The sequence below is a fragment of the Micromonospora sp. NPDC002296 genome, assembly GCF_040296145.1.
GTDB lineage: Bacteria > Actinomycetota > Actinomycetes > Mycobacteriales > Micromonosporaceae > Micromonospora.
The window spans coordinates 101,534-123,968 of the sequence record NZ_JBEOWQ010000017.1; the positions used below are offsets into that span (position 1 = coordinate 101,534).

22 protein-coding genes are annotated in these 22,435 nt (G+C 74.3%); 5 read left to right on the forward strand and 17 right to left on the reverse strand.

Annotated elements, in window-relative coordinates; translation table 11 throughout:
• Positions 1–6: 6 nt before the first annotated feature.
• From gatA to ligA, 4 genes are all read right to left on the reverse strand, one after another.
• Positions 7–1,482, reverse strand: a complete 1,476-nt coding sequence (gatA, locus tag ABT023_RS15925) for an Asp-tRNA(Asn)/Glu-tRNA(Gln) amidotransferase subunit GatA (RefSeq protein ID WP_350885943.1) — start codon at positions 1,480–1,482, stop codon at positions 7–9.
• The gene (gatC, locus tag ABT023_RS15930) at positions 1,479–1,784 is read right to left on the reverse strand and encodes an Asp-tRNA(Asn)/Glu-tRNA(Gln) amidotransferase subunit GatC (RefSeq protein ID WP_007075103.1); all 306 of its coding nucleotides are present in this window, start codon (positions 1,782–1,784) and stop codon (positions 1,479–1,481) included. Before gatC ends, gatA begins: the two co-directional genes overlap by 4 nt.
• A gap of 159 nt (positions 1,785–1,943) precedes the next feature.
• Positions 1,944–4,451, reverse strand: coding sequence for a putative bifunctional diguanylate cyclase/phosphodiesterase (locus ABT023_RS15935; protein WP_350885945.1), 2,508 nt, complete (start codon positions 4,449–4,451; stop codon positions 1,944–1,946).
• Positions 4,452–4,631: 180 nt separating this feature from the next.
• Positions 4,632–6,833, reverse strand: coding sequence for an NAD-dependent DNA ligase LigA (ligA, locus tag ABT023_RS15940; protein ID WP_502890686.1), 2,202 nt, complete (start codon positions 6,831–6,833; stop codon positions 4,632–4,634).
• Between the two features lie 233 nt (positions 6,834–7,066).
• On the opposite strand from ligA, the gene ABT023_RS15945 reads away from it, so the two are divergent.
• Positions 7,067–7,618 carry a type II toxin-antitoxin system PemK/MazF family toxin gene (locus ABT023_RS15945; protein ID WP_350885949.1) on the forward strand — a complete coding sequence of 184 codons (552 nt, stop codon included), beginning with the start codon at positions 7,067–7,069 and terminating at the stop codon, positions 7,616–7,618.
• Between the two features lie 89 nt (positions 7,619–7,707).
• On the opposite strand, the gene ABT023_RS15950 is transcribed toward ABT023_RS15945, so the two are convergent.
• The 9 genes from ABT023_RS15950 to ABT023_RS15990 form a co-directional block, all read right to left on the reverse strand.
• Positions 7,708–8,715, reverse strand: a complete 1,008-nt coding sequence (locus ABT023_RS15950) for an ADP-ribosylglycohydrolase family protein (RefSeq protein WP_350886012.1) — start codon at positions 8,713–8,715, stop codon at positions 7,708–7,710.
• Positions 8,716–8,757: 42 nt separating this feature from the next.
• Entirely contained in the window at positions 8,758–9,126 is a 369-nt protein-coding gene (locus ABT023_RS15955) for a VOC family protein (protein ID WP_350885951.1), read from the reverse strand.
• Positions 9,127–9,161: 35 nt separating this feature from the next.
• Positions 9,162–10,166, reverse strand: a complete 1,005-nt coding sequence (locus tag ABT023_RS15960; RefSeq protein WP_350885953.1) for a uroporphyrinogen decarboxylase/cobalamine-independent methonine synthase family protein — start codon at positions 10,164–10,166, stop codon at positions 9,162–9,164.
• An 18-nt stretch (positions 10,167–10,184) separates the two neighbouring features.
• Entirely contained in the window at positions 10,185–11,258 is a 1,074-nt protein-coding gene (mnmA, locus tag ABT023_RS15965; protein ID WP_350885955.1) for a tRNA 2-thiouridine(34) synthase MnmA, read from the reverse strand.
• A gap of 134 nt (positions 11,259–11,392) precedes the next feature.
• On the reverse strand, positions 11,393–12,568 hold the full coding sequence (locus ABT023_RS15970) for a cysteine desulfurase family protein (protein ID WP_350885957.1): 1,176 nt from the start codon (positions 12,566–12,568) through the stop codon (positions 11,393–11,395).
• A gap of 373 nt (positions 12,569–12,941) precedes the next feature.
• Complete coding sequence (locus ABT023_RS15975) at positions 12,942–13,901, reverse strand: electron transfer flavoprotein subunit alpha/FixB family protein (RefSeq protein WP_350885958.1); 960 nt, start codon at positions 13,899–13,901, stop codon at positions 12,942–12,944.
• A gap of 11 nt (positions 13,902–13,912) precedes the next feature.
• Complete coding sequence (locus ABT023_RS15980) at positions 13,913–14,692, reverse strand: electron transfer flavoprotein subunit beta/FixA family protein (protein ID WP_350885960.1); 780 nt, start codon at positions 14,690–14,692, stop codon at positions 13,913–13,915.
• A gap of 206 nt (positions 14,693–14,898) precedes the next feature.
• Complete coding sequence (locus ABT023_RS15985; RefSeq protein WP_350885962.1) at positions 14,899–15,306, reverse strand: hypothetical protein; 408 nt, start codon at positions 15,304–15,306, stop codon at positions 14,899–14,901.
• A gap of 2 nt (positions 15,307–15,308) precedes the next feature.
• Entirely contained in the window at positions 15,309–16,106 is a 798-nt protein-coding gene (locus tag ABT023_RS15990) for a GNAT family N-acetyltransferase (RefSeq protein ID WP_350885964.1), read from the reverse strand.
• 11 nt (positions 16,107–16,117) lie between these two features.
• Between ABT023_RS15990 and ABT023_RS15995 the strand changes: the two genes are divergently transcribed.
• Genes ABT023_RS15995 through ABT023_RS16005 form a run of 3 tightly spaced genes read left to right on the forward strand, consistent with a single transcriptional unit; the run spans position 16,118 to position 17,278 of the window.
• Positions 16,118–16,540, forward strand: coding sequence for a YidH family protein (locus ABT023_RS15995; protein ID WP_502890685.1), 423 nt, complete (start codon positions 16,118–16,120; stop codon positions 16,538–16,540).
• Positions 16,537–16,836, forward strand: a complete 300-nt coding sequence (locus tag ABT023_RS16000; protein WP_350885966.1) for a DUF202 domain-containing protein — start codon at positions 16,537–16,539, stop codon at positions 16,834–16,836. The genes ABT023_RS15995 and ABT023_RS16000 overlap by 4 nt, the downstream gene beginning before the upstream one ends.
• A 28-nt stretch (positions 16,837–16,864) precedes the next feature.
• Positions 16,865–17,278, forward strand: coding sequence for a PLD nuclease N-terminal domain-containing protein (locus ABT023_RS16005; RefSeq protein WP_350885968.1), 414 nt, complete (start codon positions 16,865–16,867; stop codon positions 17,276–17,278).
• Positions 17,279–17,367: 89 nt separating this feature from the next.
• Here ABT023_RS16005 and ABT023_RS16010 read toward each other — a convergent pair whose 3' ends face one another.
• The 4 genes from ABT023_RS16010 to ABT023_RS16025 form a co-directional block, all read right to left on the reverse strand.
• On the reverse strand, positions 17,368–18,183 hold the full coding sequence (locus ABT023_RS16010; RefSeq protein WP_350885970.1) for an ABC transporter permease: 816 nt from the start codon (positions 18,181–18,183) through the stop codon (positions 17,368–17,370).
• Positions 18,180–19,154, reverse strand: a complete 975-nt coding sequence (locus ABT023_RS16015; RefSeq protein WP_350885972.1) for an ATP-binding cassette domain-containing protein — start codon at positions 19,152–19,154, stop codon at positions 18,180–18,182. The genes ABT023_RS16010 and ABT023_RS16015 overlap by 4 nt, the downstream gene beginning before the upstream one ends.
• Positions 19,155–19,299: 145 nt before the next feature.
• Positions 19,300–20,922, reverse strand: coding sequence for an acetolactate synthase (locus ABT023_RS16020; RefSeq protein ID WP_350885974.1), 1,623 nt, complete (start codon positions 20,920–20,922; stop codon positions 19,300–19,302).
• A 71-nt stretch (positions 20,923–20,993) separates the two neighbouring features.
• Positions 20,994–21,767 carry an enoyl-CoA hydratase-related protein gene (locus tag ABT023_RS16025; RefSeq protein WP_350885976.1) on the reverse strand — a complete coding sequence of 258 codons (774 nt, stop codon included), beginning with the start codon at positions 21,765–21,767 and terminating at the stop codon, positions 20,994–20,996.
• Positions 21,768–21,864: 97 nt separating this feature from the next.
• Between ABT023_RS16025 and ABT023_RS16030 the strand changes: the two genes are divergently transcribed.
• Positions 21,865–22,407: a DUF6232 family protein gene (locus tag ABT023_RS16030; RefSeq protein WP_350885978.1), complete on the forward strand. Its 543-nt coding sequence runs from the start codon at positions 21,865–21,867 to the stop codon at positions 22,405–22,407.
• Positions 22,408–22,435: the final 28 nt, after the last annotated feature.

Genomic DNA, 22,435 nt, shown 5'->3' on the forward strand with positions numbered 1-22,435 from the left:
CCCGCCTCACAATGCCGGTGGGGTGAACGTGCCGACCGCGGACTCCAGCGCGGCGGCGACCCGGTACATCCGGTCGTCGGCCATCGTCGGGGCCATCACCTGAAGACCGACCGGCAGCCCGTCGGCGAGCCCGCACGGCACCGAGATGCCCGGCCCGCCGTACAGGTTGGCCGGGATGGTGTACAGGTCGGCCAGGTACATCTGGTACGGGTCGGCGGTGCGCGCACCGATCGGGAACGCCACGAACGGCGTGGTCGGCGAGATCAGCGCGTCGACCTGCTCGAACGCGGCGGTGAAGTCCCGGGTGATCAGGGTCCGGACCTTCTGCGCCTGCCCGTAGTAGGCGTCGTAGTAGCCCGAGGAGAGGGCGTACGTGCCGAGCATGATCCGGCGCTTGACCTCGGGGCCGAAGCCGACGTCGCGGGTCAGCGACATGACCTCCTCCAGCGACCGGTTGCCGTCGTCGCCCTCCCGCAGGCCGAACCGGACGCCGTCGAACCGGGCCAGGTTGGACGAGCACTCGCTCGGCGCGATCAGGTAGTACGCCGGGAGGGCGTACTTGAAGTGCGGGCAGGAGATCTCGACGATCTCCGCGCCGAGCTTGGCCAGGGCGTCGACGGACTCGCGGAACGCGGCCGTCACGCCCGGCTCGCCGCCCTCGCCGGAGAACTCGGTGACCACGCCCAGCCGTACGCCGGTCAGGTCGCCGGTCGCGCCGAGCCGCGCGGCGGCCACCACGTCGGGCACCGGCTGCGGGATGGAGGTGGAGTCGCGCGGGTCGTGGCCGCCGATTGCCGCGTGCAGCAGCGCCGCGTCCAGCACCGTACGCGCGCACGGGCCCGGGGTGTCCAGCGAGGAGGAGAACGCCACCAGGCCGTACCGGGAGGTGCCGCCGTAGGTGGGCTTCGCCCCGACGGTGCCGGTGACCGCGCCCGGCTGGCGGATCGAGCCGCCGGTGTCCGAACCGATCGCCAGCGGCGCCTCGTACGCCGCGATGGCGGCGGCGCTGCCGCCACCGGAGCCGCCCGGGATGCGGTCGAGGTCCCACGGGTTGTGGGTCGGCCCGTACGCCGAGTACTCCGTGGAGGAGCCCATGGCGAACTCGTCCATGTTCGTCTTGCCGAGCATCACCGTGCCGGCCGCCCGCAGCCGCTGCACGATCGTCGCGTCGTACGGCGGACGCCAGCCCTCAAGGATCTTCGACCCGACGGTGGTCGGCACGCCCTTGGTCGTGAGCACGTCCTTCACGGCCACCGGGACGCCGGCCAGCGGGCCCAGCTCCTCCCCGGCCGCCCGGCGCTCGTCGACCGCGCGGGCGGCGGCGAGCGCGCCCTCGGTGTCGACGTGCAGGAAGGCGTGCACCCGGCCCTCGACGGCGGCGATCCGGTCCAGGTGGGCCCGGGTCACCTCGACGGCCGAGGTCTCCCCGCCGGCGACGAGACCGGCGATCTCGACGGCGGTCAGCTTGGTCAGATCAGTCACGACGCCACATCCTCGTCCAGGATCCGCGGAACGCGGAACCGCTGTTCCTCCGCGTCGGGCGCGCCCGACAGGGCCTCCGCCGGGGTCAGGCCCGGCACCACCACGTCCTCGCGCAGCACGTTCGTCAGCGGTACGGAGTGGGAGGTCGGCGGGATGTCCGCTGCGGCGACCTCGCCCACCTGGGCGACCGCCTGGAGGATCGTGTCGAGCTGGCCGGCGAAGGTGTCCAGCTCCTCCTCCGTGACGGCGAGCCGCGACAGTCGCGCCAGGTGCGCGACCTCCTCGCGGGAGATGGCGGCCATCAGTGCCCCCTTCGTGGCTGTCGTGCTGATTTCTGGCGGTGGCCGGCCGCGCGTCGGGATGACGATGACGTGCGGTGACCGGAGCGAGTCTATTGTCCAGCACCGGCCCGGCGTCCCCGACTCCCCCTCCGGCCCTGCGGTGCCCGGGACGCCGTCGGGTCAGCGGGCACGCGGGGGCCGGCTCTCCGCCTCCCGCGCGGCCGGCCGCAGCGGCCGGTACCGGGCGAGCCACGCGGCCAACTCCTCGGCCGGCATCGGCCGGGCGTAGAACCAGCCCTGCGCCACGTCGCAGCCGGCGGCGTGCAGCAGCCGCCAGGTCCGCTCGTCCTCCACCCCCTCCGCGACGACCCGCAGCCCGAGCGCCCCGGCCAGCTCGATCATCGACCGGACGATCGCGGCGTCGTCCGCGTCGTCGGCCATCCCGAGCACGAACGACCGGTCCACCTTCACCTCGGACAGCGGCAACCGACGCAGGTGCTGCATCGACGAGTACCCGGTGCCGAAGTCGTCCAGCGCGATGGCCACCCCGATGGCGTGCAGCCGGGAGATGGTGGCCAGCACCCGGCGCGGGTCGGCCATCAGCGCGCCCTCGGTGATCTCCAGTTGCAGCCGCTCCGGCAGGACGCCGAAGCGGGCCAGCCGGTCGGCGATCTGGTCGGCGATCTCGCCGGTGTGCAGGTCCCGGACGCTGACGTTGAGCGCCGCCCGCAGGCTGATCCCGGCCGCCGACCACTTCGCCAACTGCTCCACCACGTCGTCGACCACCCGGCGGGTGAGCAGCCGCATCACCGCGCTCTGCTCGGCGACCCGGATCAGCTCCTCCGGGTCGACCATTCCCCGGCGCGGATGCCGCCAGCGCAGCAACGCCTCCACGCCCACCACCTCGCCGGTGGCGATGGCGATCTGCGGCTGGTAGTACATGGTGATCTCGCCGGGGCTGCCCGGCTCGTCGGGCCCCGGCCGCCGGCCGGTCCGCTCCGCGTACGCGAACCCGGTCCCCGGGCCGGTCCCGGGATCCGCCGCCGCGTCCGCGCCGCCGCCCGGTTCGACCGGCTGCTCCGGTCCGACACCGGTCGCGGCCCGCCGGCGGATGGGGTCGACCGGCTGATCTGGCCCGGTGCCGGTTGCCGCGGCCCGCCGGCGGATCGGGTCGGCGGCGGTGACGATCCGCTGGATCAGCTCGTCGGGGTGGGCCGGCCCCGAGCGCTCCCGGTGCCGGCGGGCGCCCCAGCGGGCCGACCCGCCGGTCGAGCGCCCCGCGCCACCGGGGCCGGCGACCGCCGGGGGGAGGGCGGCGGGCAGGGCGGCGCCGTCCCCGCCGCGCACCCCGGCCGCCCCCCGACCGTCGTCCCGCCCCGCCGGCCCCGCTTCAAGTACGCGCCGCAGGTCGGCCAGCAGACCCAGCCGCTCGGCGGAGTTGTGGTCGGACTCGGCGGCGTACACGGCGACGGTGTCGCTGCGCTGCTTGGCGTCGTACATCGCCACGTCGGCGTGGCGCATCAGGGTGGCGAAGTCCTCCCCGTGCTCGGGGTAGAGCGCGATGCCGATGGAGCCGCCGACGTCCAGCGGCAGCCCGTCCAGCGCCACCGGCTCGGCGAGAGCGCCCACCAGCCGCTCGGCGGTCTCCCGGGCGGCGTCCACGCCGGTCAGGCCGGTGCTGACGATGGCAAACTCGTCCCCGCCGAGGCGGGCGAGCAGGTCCCGCTCCCCCACCGCGTCGGCCAGCCGGGCACTCACCTCGACCAGCAGCCGGTCGCCCACGGCGTGACCGAGCGCGTCGTTGACGTTCTTGAACCGGTCCAGGTCGATCAGCAGCAGCGCCAGGTGGGCGTCCGGCTCGCCCCGGGCGGCGCGCTCGGCGTGCAGGTGGACCTGCTCGGCCACCTCCGCGAGCAGCGCCTTGCGGTTGGGCAGGCCGGTGAGCGGGTCGAGCGCGCCCAACTGCTCCTGCTCGGCGGCGAGGTGGGCCATCCGGTACACCGCGAACAGCGGCACCAGCACCAGCGGAATCAGCGCGGCACTGGCCCGGGCCGCGGTCACCAGCACCGGGGCGAGCAGCAACAACGAGCCGGTGGAGATCAGCTCGTACCCCAGGCCCGACCGGAACCCGGGCCACCAGCGGCCCCCGAAACGCCATCGGATGGCGGTGCTGACCAGACCGTAGTTGGCCACGAACCAGGCCGCCGCCGACCCGCCGACGGCCAGCACGTCGCTCCAGCCCAGGTGCCCGCCCTCGAAGATCCCGCCCGGCCCCAGGCCCGTGACCGCCGCGGCGGCGGCCAGCGCGCAGGCGTACTGGGCGGCGTTGAAGCCGGACCGCCAGGCGGCGTGCCCCATCCGCCAACCGGAGACGACCACCGCGACCGTCTGCACCGCCACGGCCGGACCGAGCCCCCAGCCGAGCAGGATGGCGAAGGTGAAGCAGGTGGACGGGAATACCGCCGAGGACTGCCGGCGCCCCGGGGGCACGAACGGCCGCGCGTCGCAGACCACGGCGAGGGCCGCCATCGTCCAGAACGCCACCGGCAGCCCGGCGAGCCGGCCCGGCAGCTCGATCAGCGGCTTGGCCGAGACCAGCAGCGCCAGCACCGCGACGGCGGCGACGAAGCCGTAGAAGGGCGTAACCCGTCCCGGCGGGACGAAGTTTCGCGGATCTGCGGGCTCCATCGCACCTCCCGGGCAGCGGCCACGGCGGGCCCTGCGCCCGTCGTGCCCCCCATGAAACGCCCTGAGTGCCGCTTTTTCCGAGACGACAGCCACGAATCGGTCGTAGTCGTAATTAAGTTGGTATACGCGACCAGGTGCGGTCAAGATTCACGACCCGCCCCCGCAGGCCCTCCGGCCGGGTCACTCGCCGACGCGGGCCACCTCGCGGGCCGCTTCCGGGCCCTGGTCGAGCAGGACCCGGAAGCCCTCCTCGTCCAACACCGGCACCTTCAGGCTGACCGCCTTGTCGGCCTTGGAGCCGGGGTTGTCCCCGACCACGACGAAGCCCGTCTTCTTGGAGACCGAGCCGGTGACCTTGCCGCCCCGGATCTGGATCGCCTCGGCGGCCTGGTCCCGGGAGAACCCGGCCAGGGTGCCGGTCACCACGACGGTGAGCCCCTCCAGCGGGCGTGGCCCCTCGTCGACGGCCTCCTCAGCCATCCGTACGCCCGCCTCGGCCCACTTGCGGACCACCTCGCGGTGCCAGTCGACGGCGAACCACTCCTTGATGCTGGCCGCGATCGTCGGGCCGACGCCGTCGACCGAGGACAGTTCCTCCTCGCCGGCCGCCTCGATGCCCGCCATCGAGCGGAAGTGCCGGGCGAGGGCCTGGGCTGCCGTCGGGCCCACGTGCCGGATCGAGAGCGCCACCAGCACCCGCCACAGGTCGCGCTCGCGGGCCACGGCAAGGTTGTCGAGCAGCTTCACGGCGTTGCTGCCGAGGCTGCCGTCCTTGTTGACGAAGAACGGCGACCGGGCCAGCTGCTCGGCGTCGAGGGAGAACAGGTCACCCTCGTCGGCGATGACCTGCGCGTCCAGCAGCGCCGCCGCGCCCTTGTAGCCGAGCACCTCGATGTCGAACGCGCCCCGGCCGGCCAGGTGGAAGACCCGCTCGCGCAACTGCGCGGGGCAGCCGCGGCTGTTCGGGCAGCGGATGTCGACGTCCGCCTCCTTCTCCGGCCGCAGCGGGGTGCCGCAGGCCGGGCAGGTGGTCGGCATGACGAACGGCCGGGCGTCGGCCGGACGCAGGTCGACCACCGGGCCGAGCACCTCGGGGATCACGTCGCCCGCCTTGCGGATCACCACCGTGTCGCCGATCAGCACACCCTTGCGCTCCACCTCCTGCGCGTTGTGCAGGGTGGCCAGGGCCACCGTCGAGCCGGCCACCAGGACCGGCTCCAGGACGGCGAACGGGGTGACCCGGCCGGTGCGGCCGACGTTGACGTCGATGTCGAGCAGCTTGGTGTTGACCTCCTCCGGCGGGTACTTGAAGGCGATCGCCCAGCGCGGGGCCCGGCTGGTGGAGCCGAGCCGGCCCTGGATGGAGACCGGGTCCACCTTGACCACCACGCCGTCGATCTCGTGCTCGACGTCGTGCCGGTGCGCGGCGTAGTACGCGATGAACTCCGCGACGCCGGCCAGGTCGGGCACCACCCGCCAACGGTCGCTGGTCGGCAGCCCCCACGCCTTCAGCGCCGCGTACGACTCGGACTGGGCGGTCGGGGTGAAGCCGCGCCGGGCGCCGACGCCGTGCACCACCAGCCGCAGCGGCCGGGACGCGGTGATCCGCGGGTCCTTCTGGCGCAGGCTGCCGGCGGCGGCGTTGCGCGGGTTGGCGAACGGGGCCTTGCCCTGCTCCACCAGGCTGGCGTTGAGGTCGGCGAAGCCGGCGATCGGGAAGTAGATCTCGCCGCGCACCTCGATGAACTCGGGCACGTCCGGGAACTCGGCCGACGTGGCCAGCCGGGCCGGCACGTCCCGGATGCTGCGGACGTTGGCGGTGACGTCCTCGCCGGTGCGCCCGTCGCCCCGGGTGGCCGCGCGCACCAGCCGGCCCTTCTCGTAGGTCAGGTTGATCGCCAGCCCGTCGACCTTCAGCTCGCACAGGTAGGACACCGGGCCGCCGGCGTCCCGCTCGACCCGCTCGGCCCAGGCCGCCAACTCCTCGTCGGCGAAGGCGTTGTCCAGGGAGAGCATCCGCTCGGCGTGGGCGACCGGGGTGAAGTCGGTGGAGAAGGTGCCGCCGACCCGCTGGGTCGGGGAGTCCGGGGTGCGCAGGGCCGGGAACTCGGCCTCCAGCGCCTCCAGGTCGCGCAGCTGTCGGTCGAACTCGGCATCGGTGACGATCGGGGAGTCCAGCACGTAGTAGCGGTACTGGTGCTCGGTCAGCTCCTGGCTGAGGGTGGCGTGCCGCTCCCGCGCCTCGGGGGTCGGCTCGGCCCCCGCCGCCGCCTCCTGTGCCGGGGTGACCTGCTGCGGGACTACACCCTCAGCACCGTCCGGCCCGGCCGGACCCGCCGTCGACGCCGGATCGTCCCCCGACGCCCCGCCGCCCTCGGACATCCCGCCGCTCCCCGACGCCCTGCCGCTCTCGGACATCCCGCCGCTCCCCGACACCTTGCCGCCACCGGACACGTCGTGCGACCTCCCGTGATCAAGCTACCCCCGCACCGTATCGGTCGGGTGTGACAATCCGCCGGCCGCCCGCCGCGCCCGGCGGGCCGTCACCCCGCCGACGTGCGAGGATCGCCGCACGTCGGCGGGCCCGGGCCGACGCCGGACAGCGGGAGGCACGGATGACGGACTGGCTGCTCTGGGCACTGGCGATCGTGCTGGCCGTCGCGGCGGGCTGGGCGTGGAGCGAGTGGCGCCGGCGCAACGCCGGGACCGAGCGCGCCCGGCGGGACCGGACCCGGCCGCAGCGGGACCGGCAGCGCCCCGGCCGGGGCGCCGGCACGCGGGCCCCGGGCCGACCGGCCGCACCGCCCCGGCCGCGCGCCGCCGAGCGAACCACCGCCCCCGCCGGTACGCCCCGACCCGGCGAGGTCTGGTGGGCCGAGGTCCCGTACGCCGACGGCACCGGCTCGAAGGTCCGCCCCTGCGTGGTGCTGCGGGCCGACGACCGGGGCGCCGACGTGCTCAAGATCACCAGCCAGGACAAGTCCGACCGGGACGATCACGTCCGCATCCCCACCCGCGACTGGGACCCCGGCGCCGACCACGACAGCTACCTCGACATCAGCGAACCCATCCGGATCACCACCTCGGCCTTCCGGGACAACGCGGGCAGGTGCGACCCCACCCTCTGGCGTCAACTCCGCGCCCTCCCCCACCTCCCCACCTCCTGACCCCGAAGAGCCGATCAAGAGGTTCGCGCCGGCGGCGGGGCTGTGCGTGACGCAGACCTCTTGATCGACGGGGTCGGGTGGGGGCGGGGTCAGTCGTGGGGGGTGGCGAGGGCGGTCAGTTGGTCGGCGTACTCGATGCGGGTGGACCAGTCGCGCGGCCAGGCGGACACGCCGTGGGCGGCGCCGACGAAGGCACCGGCCAGGGCCGCGATGGAGTCGGAGTCGCCGGCGGTGGTCGCACCCCGGGCCAGCGCGCCGACCGGGTCGTCGGCATGCCACAGCGCGCAGAGCAGCGCCGTCGCCAGCGCCTCCTCGGCCACCCACCCCTCACCGGTACGCCGGCACGGGTCGCCGCCGTCGTCGGGGCGGGTGAGCGTCGTGGTCAGCCGGCCCAGGGCGGCCAGGCACTCGTCCCAGCCACGGGCGATGAACTCCTCCGGGGAGTCCACCCCCGGGCGCTGCCACAGGTCGCCGAGCCAGTCCCCCCGGTAGACCCGACGCTGCTCCCGGGCCCGGTCGGCGAGCAGCACCGGCAACTCGGCCAGGGCGACGCCGTCGCGCAGCAGCCGGACCGCGTAGGCGGTCAGCTCACTGGCGGCCAGCCCGGTGGGGTGGCCGTGGGTCAGCCCGGCCTGGAACTGGGCGAGGCCGGCCAGGGTGTCCAGTTCGACGGGGAGCAGCCCGACGGGGGTGACCCGCATGTTGGCGCCGCAGCCCTTCGAGCCGGCGACGGTCGCCTCCTGCCAGCGCACCCCCCGGGACAGCTCGGCGCAGGCCCGCAGGCAGGTCATCCCCGGGGCGCGGTTGTTGTCCGGGCTGACCGCCCAGGCCATGAAGCGCTCCCGCAGCAGCGGCTCGACCGCCTCCGGGGTGAACGCCGGCGCGTCGTGCAACGCCCAGGCCACCGCGAGCGCCATCTGGGTGTCGTCGGTGACCAGCGCCGGATTACCCTCCAGCTCGCGCGGGCCGGACGGGCCGTACCGGCGGTGGATCTCGGCGACGGTCAGGAACTCGGTCGGTCGGCCCAGCGCGTCACCGTAGGCGAGGCCGAAGAGCGAGCCGGAGGCCCGCCGGAGCGAGGAGTCGATCACCCCCATGATCATGCCCGGCGGTCGCAAGCCGCGCCACGGGAGCGCGGGTCAGTCCCAGCACAGGCAGAACGGGTGGCCCGCCGGGTCGGCGTAGACCCGGAAACCCTCGCCCTCACCGGGCAGCCGCCGCGCGCCCAGGGCCAGCGCCGCCTCCTCGGCGGCCTCGATGTCGGAGACGGTGACATCGAGGTGGAACTGCTGGGGCCGCTCCGGGTCCGGCCAGGCCGGCGGGCGCAGGTCGGGCGCCTGCTGGAAGGCGAGCCGAGGATGTCGGCCGACCGGGCCGCCGAGCACCACCCACTCGTCGCCCTCGGAGTCCTCCTCCGCCACCGGCAGGCCCAGCAGCTCGGCGTAGAACGCCGCGAGGGCGCGGGGATCGGGGCAGTCGATCACCGTGGAACGCAGTTGTCCAACCATGGGGTCATTCTGCCCACCGGGTCCGACAGGAAACCTCAGTCCTCGGCGAGTCGCCGCCCCGCGTCCCGGCACGCCGCGAGCACCGCCCGGACGTACTGCGGGCCGGCCCCGGCGAGGCCGCAGGCCGGGGTGACCACCACCTGCTCGGCGAGTCGGCGGCGCGGGAAGCCGAGGCGGTCCCAGACCTGACGTACCCGGTCGGCGACCTGGGCGGAGGTCGGCGCGCCACCGGCCGGCGGCGGGGTGGCCGGGGCGGCGCCGGCCAGCAGCCCGAGCCCGGCGTCGATCGCCTCGCCGAGCGGGTCCAGGTCCCGCACCAGGCTCAGGTCCAGCGCGACCGCGGCGGCGCCGGCCGAGCGGAACAGCTCCAGCGGAACGTCCGGCGCGCAGCAGTGCAGCACGACCGGGACCCCGACCGCCTCGACCACCGTGCGCAGCAGGTCCGCCGCGTCGGGCTGCGCCACCGGGCGGTACGTGCCGAGGCCGCTCTCCGTGGGCACCCGCCCGGCCAGCACGGCCGGCAGGGACGGCTCGTCGAGCTGGAGCAGCACCGTGGCCCGGGGCAGCCGGCGGGCCACCGCCGCGACGTGCGCGCGCAGCCCTTCGGCGAGAGACCCGGTGAGGTCCCGCACCGCGCCCGGGTCGCGCAGCATCCGCCCGCCGATCGGCAGATCGAGCGAGGCGGCCAGGGTGTACGGGCCGGCCGCCTGCACCTTGACCGTCCCCGCGTACTCCTCGGCCTGCTCGGCGAGCTGGTCGAGGTCGCGTTCCATCAGGTCCCGGGCGCGGCGCAGGTCCCGGCCCGGCCGGGGGGCGACCCGCCACCGGCCCGCGTACAGCTCGACCGGCAGCTCGACCAGCAGGCCGCCGGTGCGGCCGATCAGGTCCGCGCCCGGGCCGCGCTCGGGCAGCTCGGGCAGGTGCGGCAGCGCGGGCAGCTCCCCGAGGACGACCCGCTGCGCCTCGGCGACGTCGGTGCCGGGCAGCGAGCCGATACCGGTCGCCGCGCCGGCCGGCCATGGCCACGCAAGATCTGTCACGGGCGAAGGGTATACGGATCAGGCGGTGATGGTGGCGGAGCCGAGCACCACGTCGCCGGCCGGGTCCGGCCGGTACACCACCACGGCCTGTCCGGCGGCGACTCCGCGCACCGGACGGCTCAGCTCGGCGCGCAGCGCGTCCCCGGTCAGCTCGACGGTGGCCGGCACCACGTCGCCGTGGGCGCGCAACTGGACCTCGCACCCGATCGGCGCGGCCGGCCGCCCCCCACCGGTCCAGACCGGACGCTCCGCGCGCACCGAGGAGACCTCGAGCGCCTCGACCGGCCCCACGGTGACGGTGTTGGTCTTCGGTGTGATCGAGAGCACGTAACGTGGCCGCCCGTCCGGGGCGGGCCGGTCCAGGTGCAGGCCACGCCGCTGCCCCACCGTGTACGCGTACGCGCCGGTGTGGCTGCCGACCACCGCGCCGGTGAGCGCGTCGACCACGTCGCCCGACGCCTCGCCGAGTCGTCCGGCCAGGAAGCCCCGGGTGTCGCCGTCGGCGATGAAGCAGATGTCGTGCGAGTCGGGCTTGTCGGCCACGGCCAGCCCGCGGCGGGCCGCCTCCTCGCGGACCTGCGCCTTCGTCGAGTCGCCGAGCGGGAAGACCGACCGGTCGAGCTGGGCACGGGTCAGCACCGCCAGCACGTACGACTGGTCCTTGGCGAGGTCGACGCTGCGGCGCAGCAGGCCGTCCGGGCCGAGCCGGGCGTGGTGGCCGGTGACGACGGCGTCGAAGCCCAGCGCCACGGCCCGGTCCAGCACCGCCGCGAACTTGATCTTCTCGTTGCAGCGCAGGCAGGGGTTCGGGGTACGACCGGCCGCGTACTCGGCGACGAAGTCGTCGACCACCTCTTCGTGGAACCGGTCGGCCATGTCCCACACGTAGAACGGGATACCGATCACGTCGGCGGCCCGCCGGGCATCCCGGGAGTCCTCCAGCGTGCAGCACCCCCGCGCCCCGGTGCGGTACGTCTGCGGATTGCGGGCGAGCGCCAGGTGCACGCCGGTCACGTCGTGCCCGGCCTCCACGGCCCGCGCCGCCGCCACGGCGGAGTCCACCCCGCCCGACATGGCCGCAAGAACCCTCACCCCGTCACGCTCCCTTCCCCACCCGAGCCTACCGGCACCGCCCGCCGCCCCGTCGATCATGGAAAGGTGTCGGGGGCCGAAGGCGCGCGGCACCGAACCGGGCACCACGAGCCCACGGTCGGCGGGGGTGAGGGCTAGCGGGGGGTGCGGAGGGCGGCGGCGCGGCGAGCGCGGTCGACTGCGGCCGGGAGGGCCGTCACCAGGGCGTCGATCTCTGCCTGGGTGCTGGTGTGGCCGAGCGTGAAGCGGAGCGAGGAACGGGCGCGGTCGTCATCGGCGCCCATCGCGATCAGCACGTGCGAGGGCTGGGCCACGCCGGCCGAGCAGGCCGAGCCCGTGGAGCAGGCGATGCCCTGGGCGTCGAGCAGCAGGAGCAGGGCGTCGCCCTCGCAGCCCGGGAAGGAGAAGTGCGCGTTGCCCGGGAGCCGGTCGGCGGGATCGCCGTTGAAGACCACCTCGGGGACGGCGTGCCGGACCCGCTCCACCAGGTCGTCGCGGAGGGCGGCCACCCGGGCCGCGTACTCCTGCTGGCCCTTCACGGCCGCCTCCACCGCGACCGCGAAGGCGACGATGCCGGCGGTGTCCAGCGTCCCGGAGCGGACGTCGCGCTCCTGCCCGCCGCCGTGCAGCAGCGGGGTGGCCGCGACGTCCCGGGCGAGCACCAGCGCGCCGACGCCCGCGGGGCCGCCCAGCTTGTGCCCGGTCACGGTGAGCGCCGAGACGCCGCTGGCGGCGAAGTCGACCGGCACCTGGCCGACGGCCTGGATCGCGTCGGTGTGGAACGGCACGCCGTGCTCGGCGGCGACGGCGGCCAGCGCGGCGACCGGCTGGAGGGTGCCCACCTCGTTATTGGCCCACATGGCGGTGACCAGGGCCATCTCGTCGCCGTGCGCGGCCAGCTCGGCGCGCAGCGTCTCCGGGGCGAGCCGGCCGGCGGCGTCCACCGGCAGCCACCCCACCTCGGCCCCCTCGTGGTCGACCAGCCAGTCGACCGCGTCGAGCACGGCGTGGTGCTCGACGGCGCTGGAGATCAGCCGCCGCCGGCCCGGGGACGCGGACCGGCGGGCCCAGAAGATCCCCTTGACCGCGAGGTTGTCGCTCTCCGTGCCGCCGCCGGTGAAGATCACCTCGGACGGGCGGGCGCCCAGCGCGGCGGCCACCTGCTCGCGGGACTCCTCCACCCGGCGCCGGGCACGCCGGCCGGCCGCGTGCAGTGACGACGCGTTGCCGACCTCGCGGGCTGCGGCCAGGTACGCCTCCAGTGCCTCGTCGAGCATCGGAGTCGTCGCGGCGTGATCCAGGTATGCCATCACCGTTCAGCCTACTGACCGGGGCACCGGCGACCCGAAGCCGGAGGGCACCTCGCCCAGCTCCGGGGAGCCCGCCGGGACGCGGGCGAATGGCGAGAGCAGACCCGCCGTACCCCACGTGGCGAATCTCCCGAGCGTTCCGGGGTAGTACAAGGTCAGCCTCATCGACCCGACACCCCCCGCCCACTCCGGCGACAGCCGGTCGAGGGGCACCTTGACGGGCTGATCGGCGGGCCGGCTCAGCTCCCCGGCCCGCCGATCAGTTCCCTCCCCCACCCGGGCACCGAACGCGGCAAATACGGGAAGGAGTGGCCGTCCCACGTGGGACGGCCACTCCTTCCGGGTATCTGCGGGCAGCCCCAGGGGGCCTCGTTCACTTGCGCTTGCGGATCTCCTCGGCGGCCTGCGGGACGACCTTGAACAGGTCGCCGACGACGCCGAAGTCGGCCAGCTCGAAGATCGGGGCCTCGCCGTCCTTGTTCACGGCGACGATGGTCTTCGAGGTCTGCATGCCGGCCCGGTGCTGGATCGCCCCGGAGATGCCCAGCGCGACGTAGAGCTGCGGGGAGACGGTCTTGCCGGTCTGGCCCACCTGGAACTGGTGCGGGTAGAAGCCGGAGTCGACGGCCGCACGGGACGCGCCGACGGCACCGCCGAGCAGGTCGGCCAGCTCCTCGACCAGCTTGAAGTTGTCGGCGTTGCCGACGCCACGACCGCCGGAGACGACCACGCCGGCCTCGGTCAGTTCGGGGCGCGAGCCCTTCTGCTCGGCGACCCGGTCGACGACCTTGGCCAGCTTGTCGGTGTCGGTCACCGACACGGTGAGCTGCTCGACGGTCGGGGTGGCGGCGGCCGGCACCGGGGGGACCGAGTTCGGCCGGACGGTGACCAGCGGGAGGCCCTTGGTGACCTTGGACTTCACGATGGCCGAGCCGGCGAACGCGATCTGGGTGGCGGTGCCGTCGGCCGCGAGGCCGACCACGTCGGTCAGGATGCCGTTGTCCAGCTTGACGGCCAGCCGGGCGGCGATCTCCTTGCCCTCCTGGGCGGAGGCGAGCAGCACGGCCGCGGGCTGGACCCGCTTGACCAACTCGGCCAGCACGGTGGCCTTGGGGGCCACCAGGTAACCGTCGATCTCCTCGCCCTCTGCGGCGTAGACCTTCTCCGCGCCGTACTCGCCCAGCTTGGCGCTCAGCGCCTCGGCGGCGCCGGGGCCACCGAGCACGACCGCGCTCGGCGTGCCCAGCTCGCGGGCGAGGGTGAGCATCTCCAGGGTGACCTTCTTGACGCCGAACTCCCGGGTGGCTTCGACGACGACCAGAACCTCAGACATGTCCAGACCCCTCACACGAACTTCTCGGTGGCGAGGAACTCGACCAGCTGCACGCCGCCGGAGCCCTCGTCGGTGACCTTCGCGCCGCCGGAGCGCGGTGGGCGCTTGGTGTGCTCCAGCACGGCGCTGGTCGCGCCGTCGAAGCCCACCTCGGCCGGGGCGACGCCGAGGTCACCCAGGGAGAGCGTCTGCACCGGCTTCTTCTTGGCGGCCATGATGCCCTTGAAGGACGGGTAGCGCGGCTCGTTGATGGTGTCCCAGACGGAGACGACGGCCGGGGTCGAGGCGGTGATCACCTCGTAGCCCTCCTCGGTCTGCCGCTCGACGGTCAGGGTGGCACCGTCGACGGTGAGCTTGCGCGCACCGGTCAGCGCGGCGACGCCGAGGCGCTCGGCGATCATGTGCGGCAGGACCTGGACCCGGCCGTCGGTCGACTCGGCGCCGCAGATCACCAGGTCGGCACCCAGCTGACCGAGAGCGGCGGCGAGCACCTTCGAGGTGGCCACGGCGCAGGACCCGTGCAGGGCGTCGTCGACGACGTGCACGGCCTTGTCCGGTCCCATGGAGAGCGCCTTACGGATCGACTCGGTCGCCCGGTCCGGACCCATGGTCAGGATGGTGACCTCGCCGCCGTGCGCCTCCTTGATCTTCAACGCCTCTTCGATGGCGTACTCGTCCATCTCGTTGATGACGTTGTTCGCCGAACCGCGGTCGACGGTGTTGTCGTCAGAACGCAGGCTGCGGTCCGCGCCCGAATCGGGCACCTGCTTGACGAGTACGACGATGTTCATCGCGCTTCGACGACCCTCCTGTTGGTGTTGCGATTGCTCGCCCGGTCTCGGGCGCAGCCTCGCGCGTCCGTTGACGCCCGGTCAACCGCGGGCCGCTGTGCACTTGCCCACGACCCAATGTTACCCACAAGTAGGTTCGGCCTTCGGAGGCCTCCGAGTGACACAGCTCACCCACGCGCGATCCGGCCGGTCGCGTCCGGCGGAGGTCAGGCCGACTCGGCCAGCGCTGCCCTGATCTTGTCGATCGCCGCCGCCTCGGCCGGCACCACCCCCCGGTGCGCCCGGGCCACCCGGTCGGCGGCGGCGAGCACCAGCGACCGGTAGCCGGCCACGTCCTGCGGGAACTTCTCCCGCAGGATCTCCACCGCCCGGCCCAGCGCCGGCAGCACCACCGACTCGACCTCCAGGGCCGAGTCCCGGGGCAGCGTCGGCAGCGGACCGGTGGTGAGGGCCTCCTTCACCGGGCCGCCCGCCTGCGCCATCACCCCGGACGCGGCGAAGCTCTCCCGCAGCAGCGCGAGCATGCCCGGATCGGCGTTCGCAACCAGGAAGACCGCGCCGAACGCGCCGGTCTTCAGGGTGAGCCGCTCGTCGTCCGTCAGTCGCTGACTCATGGTCACGGAGTGTAGATGTAGGGCGTGGTGGTGGTGACCGGGACGAGGCCGAGCCGCTCCAGGATCGCCCGGCTGTCGTCGGAGGCGTCCACCTGGAGCAGGGTGCGATCGCGCTGGGCCGCCAGCCGCGCCCGGTGGCCGACCAACGCCCGGTAGATGCCCCGGCGGCGCCAACCCTCCAGCGTCGAGCCGCCCCACAACGTCGCGAAGCCGGTGCCGGGGACGTAGCGCACCCAGCCGGCGCTGACCACGGTCTCCCCCGCCTCGGCGACCACCACCGTGATCGACTGCGGGTCGGCGGCGATCTCCCGCTCCAGCCCGTCGGCGAGGTGGCCCCGGCCCTCGCCCCAGACCTCCTCCTCCATGACCACGATCCGGTCCAGGTCGGCGCGGGCGGTCACCTCGCGCAGGCGCACCCCCTCGGGGATCACCGGGAGGGCTGCGGCCAGCGGCGCGACCGGGCCGATCACGACGGTCTCCTGCTCCTCCGGGACGAACCCGGCGGCCCGCAGCCGGTCGGGCAGATCGGCCGGCTCGTCGTGGCCGTGCAGCTTCCACTCCACCTGCTCGCCCCGGGCCCGGAAGACCTCCACCTGCCGGGCGATCAGCTCGTCCAGTGCCGCCCCGGTCAGGCCGCCCAGGTCCCGGTAGCTGAGGAAACCCCCACGGTCCAGGCCGAGAACGCGGGACAGCGGCCCGTCCCGCTCCACGGTCACCCCGACCGGCAGCGGGTCCGGCACCCAGGCCTTCAGCTGGTTGTCGTACGCCTCGCGCAGCGTCATCGCGTCAGGATCGGTCACCGGTCCAGGCTATGCCCGGGGCAAAGCGGATAATCGGCTTCGTGTGGGAGACGGTGCGGCGGTGGTTCGACCCGCGGGAGCTGCGGTCGGTGGGCAGCACGCCCGACTACCGGTTCTCCCTGGCCAACGAGCGGACGTTCCTGGCCTGGCTGCGCACGGGGCTGGCGCTGGTCGCCGGCGGACTGGCCGCGGCCCAGTTCCTGCCGCCGCTGCCGCTGGCGCACCTGCGCGAGGCGATCGCCGTCGCGCTGCTGCTGCTCGGCGGGACGGTGGCGGTGCGGGCCGTGGACCACTGGGCCCGCACCGAGCGGGCCATCCGGCTCGGCGAGGAGCTGCCGGCGTCCCGCTTCCCCGCCGTCCTCGCCCTCGCCGTGGGGCTGGGCGCGCTGCTGCTGGTGGTGGCCGTGCTCGCCCGGGCGGTCGGCGGCCGGTGACCGGGGACCCGGGGCTGCAACCCGAACGGACCCGGCTGGCCTGGCGGCGCACCCTGCTCGCGCTCACCGTCGTCACCGTGCTGACCGTCCGGTTGGCCCTCACCGGGGACGCGACCGGGGCGGTGCTGGCCGGCGTGGCGATCGCCGGCTGGGCGGCGGCGCTGGCCCTCTGCTGGGGGCGGGCCGTCGGCTCGGGCCCGCTGCGCGGCACCTCGCGGACCATGCCCGTGGTTGCCCTGGCCGCCCTCGGGCAGGCCGCGGTGGGTGTGCTGCTGACGGCGCGCGGACTGTGGTGATCGGGCGAAGGTGCGCCATGATGGGGGGATGGCCAGGCTGTACGTCCTACTCTTCCTGATCCAGATCGTCCTCGCGGTCTGCGCGCTGATCAGCTGCCTCTCGGCCGAGGAGGGCCAGGTCCGCGGCCTGCCCCGGATCGCCTGGGTGCTGGTCATCCTGATCTTCCCGTTGGTCGGCTCGATCGCCTGGTTCGTCGCGGGACGGGAGCCCGCCTCGGGACGGCCCCGGGCGGCCGGGCCGCTCGGCCGCGCCCCCACCGAGCGGCGCCGGCCCGTCGCCCCGGACGACGACCCGGAGTTCCTCAGCTCCCTCGCCGAGCACTCCCGCGAGCAGGACCGGGAGCTGTTCCGCCGCTGGGAGGACGACCTGCGCCGGCGCGAGGACGACCTGCGCCGCAAGGAGGGCGACCCGCCCCGGGAGGACGACCGGCCGGGCGCCTGACGCGGCGGCGAGCCCGGCCGAGCAGCCTTGCCCGGTCGGGCTGACCGGTCAGGCCGCCCGGCTGGAGCCGGTCCGCGAGCTGGTGCGGGTCACACTCGACGCCTGAGCGCCCGGACCGCCAGGGGCGCGAAGACGGCGGCGAGGGCGACGGCCCAGAGCATCGACCGGACGACCGGGGCGGCCACCGGGCCACCGACCAGCAGTCCGCGCAGGGCGTCGGCCAGGATGGTCACCGGATTGACCTCGACCCAGTGCTGGAGCCAGCTCGGCATCCGGTCGGTCGGGACGAAGACGTTGCTGGTGAAGGTGAGCGGGAAGATCACCATGAAGCCGAAGATCTGCACCTTCTCCGGCTCGCTGACCAGCACCCCGACCAGCACCGAGATCCACGCGGCGGCCAGCGAGAAGCCGAGCAGCAGGACGAATGCCCCGAGCAGCCCGAGCACCCCGTTGCCCAGCCGGAAGCCGAGGATCGCGCCGACGCCGATCAGCAGCGACACCGACCAGGCCTGCTTCACCGTGTCGGCGAGGATCCGCCCGGCCAGCGGCGACCAGCGGGCGATCGGCAGGGAGCGCAGCCGGTCGAACACGCCCTTGGTGAGGTCGTTGTTCAGCCCGAACCCGGTGGTCATGGTGGCGAAGAGGGCGTTCTGCACGATGATGCCGGGCAGCGCGAACGTCAGGTACTCCCCCGGCGAGCCGGAGATGGCCGTGCCGAAGACGTACGTGAACAGCAGCACGAACATCACCGGCTGGATGCTCAGGTCGAGCAGCTCCATCGGATTGTGCTTGATCTGCACCAGGCTGCGCCAGGCCAGGGTGAGGGTGTGCCGCAGCCCGGCGGACACGCCGAGCCGTCGGGCCGGCGCCGGCCGGGTGTCGGCGGTGACGGTGGCGGCGGTCATGCCGGCGTCCTTTCCAGGTCGGCCCCGGCCGAGGCGTCGGACTCGGCGCGGTGGCCGGTGAGGGAGAGGAAGACCTCGTCGAGGCTGGAGCCGCGCAGGGCCAGCTCGGCCACCGGAACCTCGGCGGCGTCGAGGCGGCAGACCACGGCGGGCAGCAGCGCCGGGTCGTTCACCGGGACGGTGACGGTGGTGTGGGCGACCTCCGGGGTGACGGCAGCCACCTCGCCGGCGATGGACACCACGGTCGCCAGGTCGGCCGGGTCCGCCGGACGGACCGTGAGCACCTGGCCGCCGGTCTTGGCCTTCAGCTCCTCCGGCGTGCCCTGGGCGATGACCCGACCGTGGTCGACGACGGCGATCTCGCCGGCGAGCTGGTCGGCCTCCTCCAGGTACTGCGTGGTCAGCAGCACGGTCACCCCGTCGGTGACCAGTTCGCGGACCGTGTCCCACAGCTCGTTGCGGCTGCGCGGGTCCAGCCCGGTGGTCGGCTCGTCGAGGAAGAGCACCTGCGGCCGGCCGACGAGGCTGGCGGCCAGGTCGAGGCGGCGGCGCATCCCGCCGGAGTAGGTCTTCGCCGGCCGGTCGGCGGCGTCGGTCAGCTGGAACCGGGCGAGCAGCTCACGCGCCCGGGCCCGGGCGTCGGCCCGGCTCAGCCCGAGCAGCCGCCCGATCAGCAGCAGGTTCTCGGTGCCGGTGAGGGCCTCGTCGACCGAGGCGTACTGGCCGGTGAGGCCGACGAGCTGGCGAACCCGGTGGGCGTCGCGGCGGATGTCGTACCCGCCGACGGTGGCGTGGCCCTCGTCGGCGGCGAGCAGGGTGGCGAGCACCCGCACGATGGTGGTCTTCCCGGCCCCGTTGGGCCCGAGCAGCCCGAACACGGTCCCGGTGGGGACCGCGAGGTCGACTCCGGCGAGGGCCGTGGTGGCGCCGAAGCGCCGCACCAGACCCTCCGCCCGGATCGCGTACGTCATGGAAAGCTCCCGTCGTCTCGCTTGTCACGCCACCATGGCCGACGGCACTGACAAACTGCCGAGGCGTGGCTGACGTTACGGCGACGGGCGCTGACAATTCGCTGATTTGGGCCTCGGCGGATTACGCCGAGGGCTGACGGCGGCCTCAGGCCAGGTTCGAGGAGCGGGGGTACGCGTCGGCCGGGTCGGTCAGGACGTTGACCAGGTACGGCACGCCGGAGGCGAAGGCGCGGTCCAGGGCCGGGGCGAGATCGCCGGCCTTCTCCACCGTCTCCCCCGCTCCGCCGAGGGCCTCGACGACCTTGTCGTAGCGCAGCCCGGGCTGGAGGTCGGCGGCCACGTCGTAGCCGTACATTGCCCGCATCGGGTGCTTCTCCAGGCCCCAGATGCCGTTGTTGCCGACCACGATCACCACGGGGAGCTGCTGGCGGACCAGGGACTCCACGTCCATCAGCGAGAACCCGGCCGCGCCGTCGCCCATCAGCACACAGACCTGCCGGTCCGGGTGGCTGACCCGGGCCCCCATGGCGTAGCCCATGCCGGTGCCGAGGCAGCCGTACGGGCCGGGGTCGAGCCAGGTGCCGGGCTGGGCGGGCTCAAGGTACTTGCCGGCGTACGAGACGAAGTCGCCCCCGTCGCCGATGGTGATGGCGTCCGGGGCGAGGACCCGGCGCAGCTCGCCGTAGACCCGGGCCGGTCGGATCGGGTCGGTCTCGGCGGCCATCTCCTCGGCGTCGCGGGCCTTCGCGGCGTCCTCGGCGACGCGCAGCTCGGCGATCCAGTCGGCGTGGTCGGCCCGGTCGCCGGGGTGCTCGGCGAACGCGGTGAGGACCAGCCGCAGGTCGCCGGCGGGCGAGGCGGCCGGCTGGACGTGGGTGGCGCGCTGGCTGGGGGCGTCCACCACGTGCACCACCCGCGCGTCGCCGAAGTCGCCGAAGGCGAGCCGGAAGTCCAGCGGGGTGCCGACCACGACCACCACGTCGGCGTTGCGCAGGGCGACCCGGCGGGCCTTGGCGAAGGCGAGCGGGTGGGTCGGCGGCAGCGCGCCCCGGCCCATGCCGTTGGTGAAGACGGGCACCTGCAACGCCTCGGCGGCGGCCCGCAGCGCGTCGACGGCGTCCCCGGCGTACACGTCGGAGCCGGCGATGATCACGGGGCGGCCGGCGGCGGCGATCAGTGCGGCGGCCCTCGCCACCTCCTCCGGGTCGGCCTCGGCCGGGGCGGGCGGGGCCACCTCGGGCAGCTCGACGTCGCCGACGGAGAAGACCGCCTCCAGGGGGAGGTCCAGGAAGACCGGGCCCCGGTGCGGGGTGAGCGCGGTGGTCAGCGCGGCACCGACCGCGCGCGGGATGTCGTCGGCGCTGAACACCGTCTCGGCGTGCTTCGTGACCGGGGCGACCAGTGGCAGGTGGTCCATCTCCTGGAGGCTGCCGGAGCCCCAGCGGAACTGCGGGGCCCGACCCCCCAGCACCAGCACCGGCGACGCGTTGAAGAACGCGCTGGTCAGCCCGGATACGCCGTTGGTGACGCCGGGGCCGGCGGTGAGCACGGCGAGGCCGGGGCGACGGTTGAGCTTGGCCACCGCCTCGGCCGCGAAGACCGCCGACTGCTCGTGCCGGACGTCGTAGAGCGGGAATCCGGCCTTGTGGGCCGCGTCGTAGAGCGGGAAGACGTGCCCGCCGGAGAGGGTGAACATCTCCCGTACGCCGTGCGCGCGCAGCGCCGCGAGCGCCAGCTCCCCGCCGTGACCTTCGACCCGCTCCGTCATCGCCGTTCCCCTCGTCCGTGGCCGGAGTCACACGCTACTGGCCGGTAGACGGAATGTGAACCGTCCTCGGCTCAGCGCCCGGTGAAGTCCGGCTTGCGCTTCTCGACGAAGGCGGCCATCCCCTCGCGCCGGTCGTCGGTGGCGAACAGCGCCGCGAAGAGCTGGCTCTCCCAGGCCAGGCCGGAGGCGAGATCCATGTCCAGGCCGCCGTCGACCGCGAGCTTCGCCGCCCGTAGCGCCTGCACCGGACCCCTCAGGTACGGCGTCACCAGCTCGACGGCGGCGGAGTACACCTCGGCGGCCGGGACCACCCGGTCGGCCAGGCCGATCCGCAGCGCCTCCTGGGCGTCCACCATCCGACCCGACATGATCAGGTCCTTGGCCCGGGCCGGGCCGACGAGACGGGCCAGCCGCTGGGTGCCGCCCGCGCCGGGGATGACGCCGAGCTTGATCTCCGGCTGGCCGAGCTTGGCGTCCTCGGCCACCACCCGCCAGTCGCAGGCCAGGGCCAGCTCGCAACCGCCGCCGAGGGCGTACCCGGTGATCGCGGCGACCACCGGCTTGGGGATCCGGGCGAACTCGCCGAGCGCGCTGGACAGGCCGGCGGCCCGCCCCGCCATGTCCACGTAGGACATCTCGGCCATCTCCTTGATGTCCGCGCCGGCCGCGAAGACCTTCTCCCCGCCGTACACGATGACGGCGCGGACCTCGGGGTCGGCGGCGGCGGCCGCAGCGGCGGCCCGCAACTCCTCCTGGACCTGCTTGTTGAGCGCGTTCATCGGCGGCCGCTCCAGCCGGATGGTGCCGATGCCGTCCCTGGTCTCCAGCCGCACGAACTCGCTCACGCCGCCCTCACTTCCTCGTCGAAGTCGCGTGCCAACCTTACGGCCCGGATCGTTGGGGCAAGTAGTCTGGTGTCCGCCCCGCGTCCCGGAGTCCGCCATGGTCAGGTACTACGACGACAGGTCGGTGCAGGTCACCTCCGCCGCCATCCACGTGGACGGCCAGGCGTACCCGCTGGCCGAGATCAGCATGGTCTGGCACCTGCGCGGCAGCCGGTCCTGGCGGGTGCTCGTCGGCCGGGGCGCCATCGGCGCCGCGCTCGCCGGGCCGCTGGTCGCCGCCGCGCTGGGCGTGGCGCTGGCGCTGTGGCTGCACCGCTCGCTGACCGTCACGATCGCCATCGTGGGGGCCTCGGTGCTGGTCGGGCTCGCCGTCGGGCCGGTCGCCGACTTCCTCTTCGAGCACCTGGACCGCTCGTACGCCCGAGGCAGCCGGCAGCTGGAACTGTGGGTCCGGTGGCGCGGCCACCCGGTGCGGCTGCTGAGCACCCGCGACGCGCTGCGCTTCGGGCAGATCTACCGGGCCGTGCAGCGCGCGGTGGAAGCCGGGCAGACCCCGGCGCGCGCGACGCAGAGGGCGACCGGCACGGCAAAGGGGGCGACCGGCCCTCCGGGCGGCGCCACGAAACGCCGGGCCGGCTGACGGCCGTCCGCCGCCAGAGACATCGACG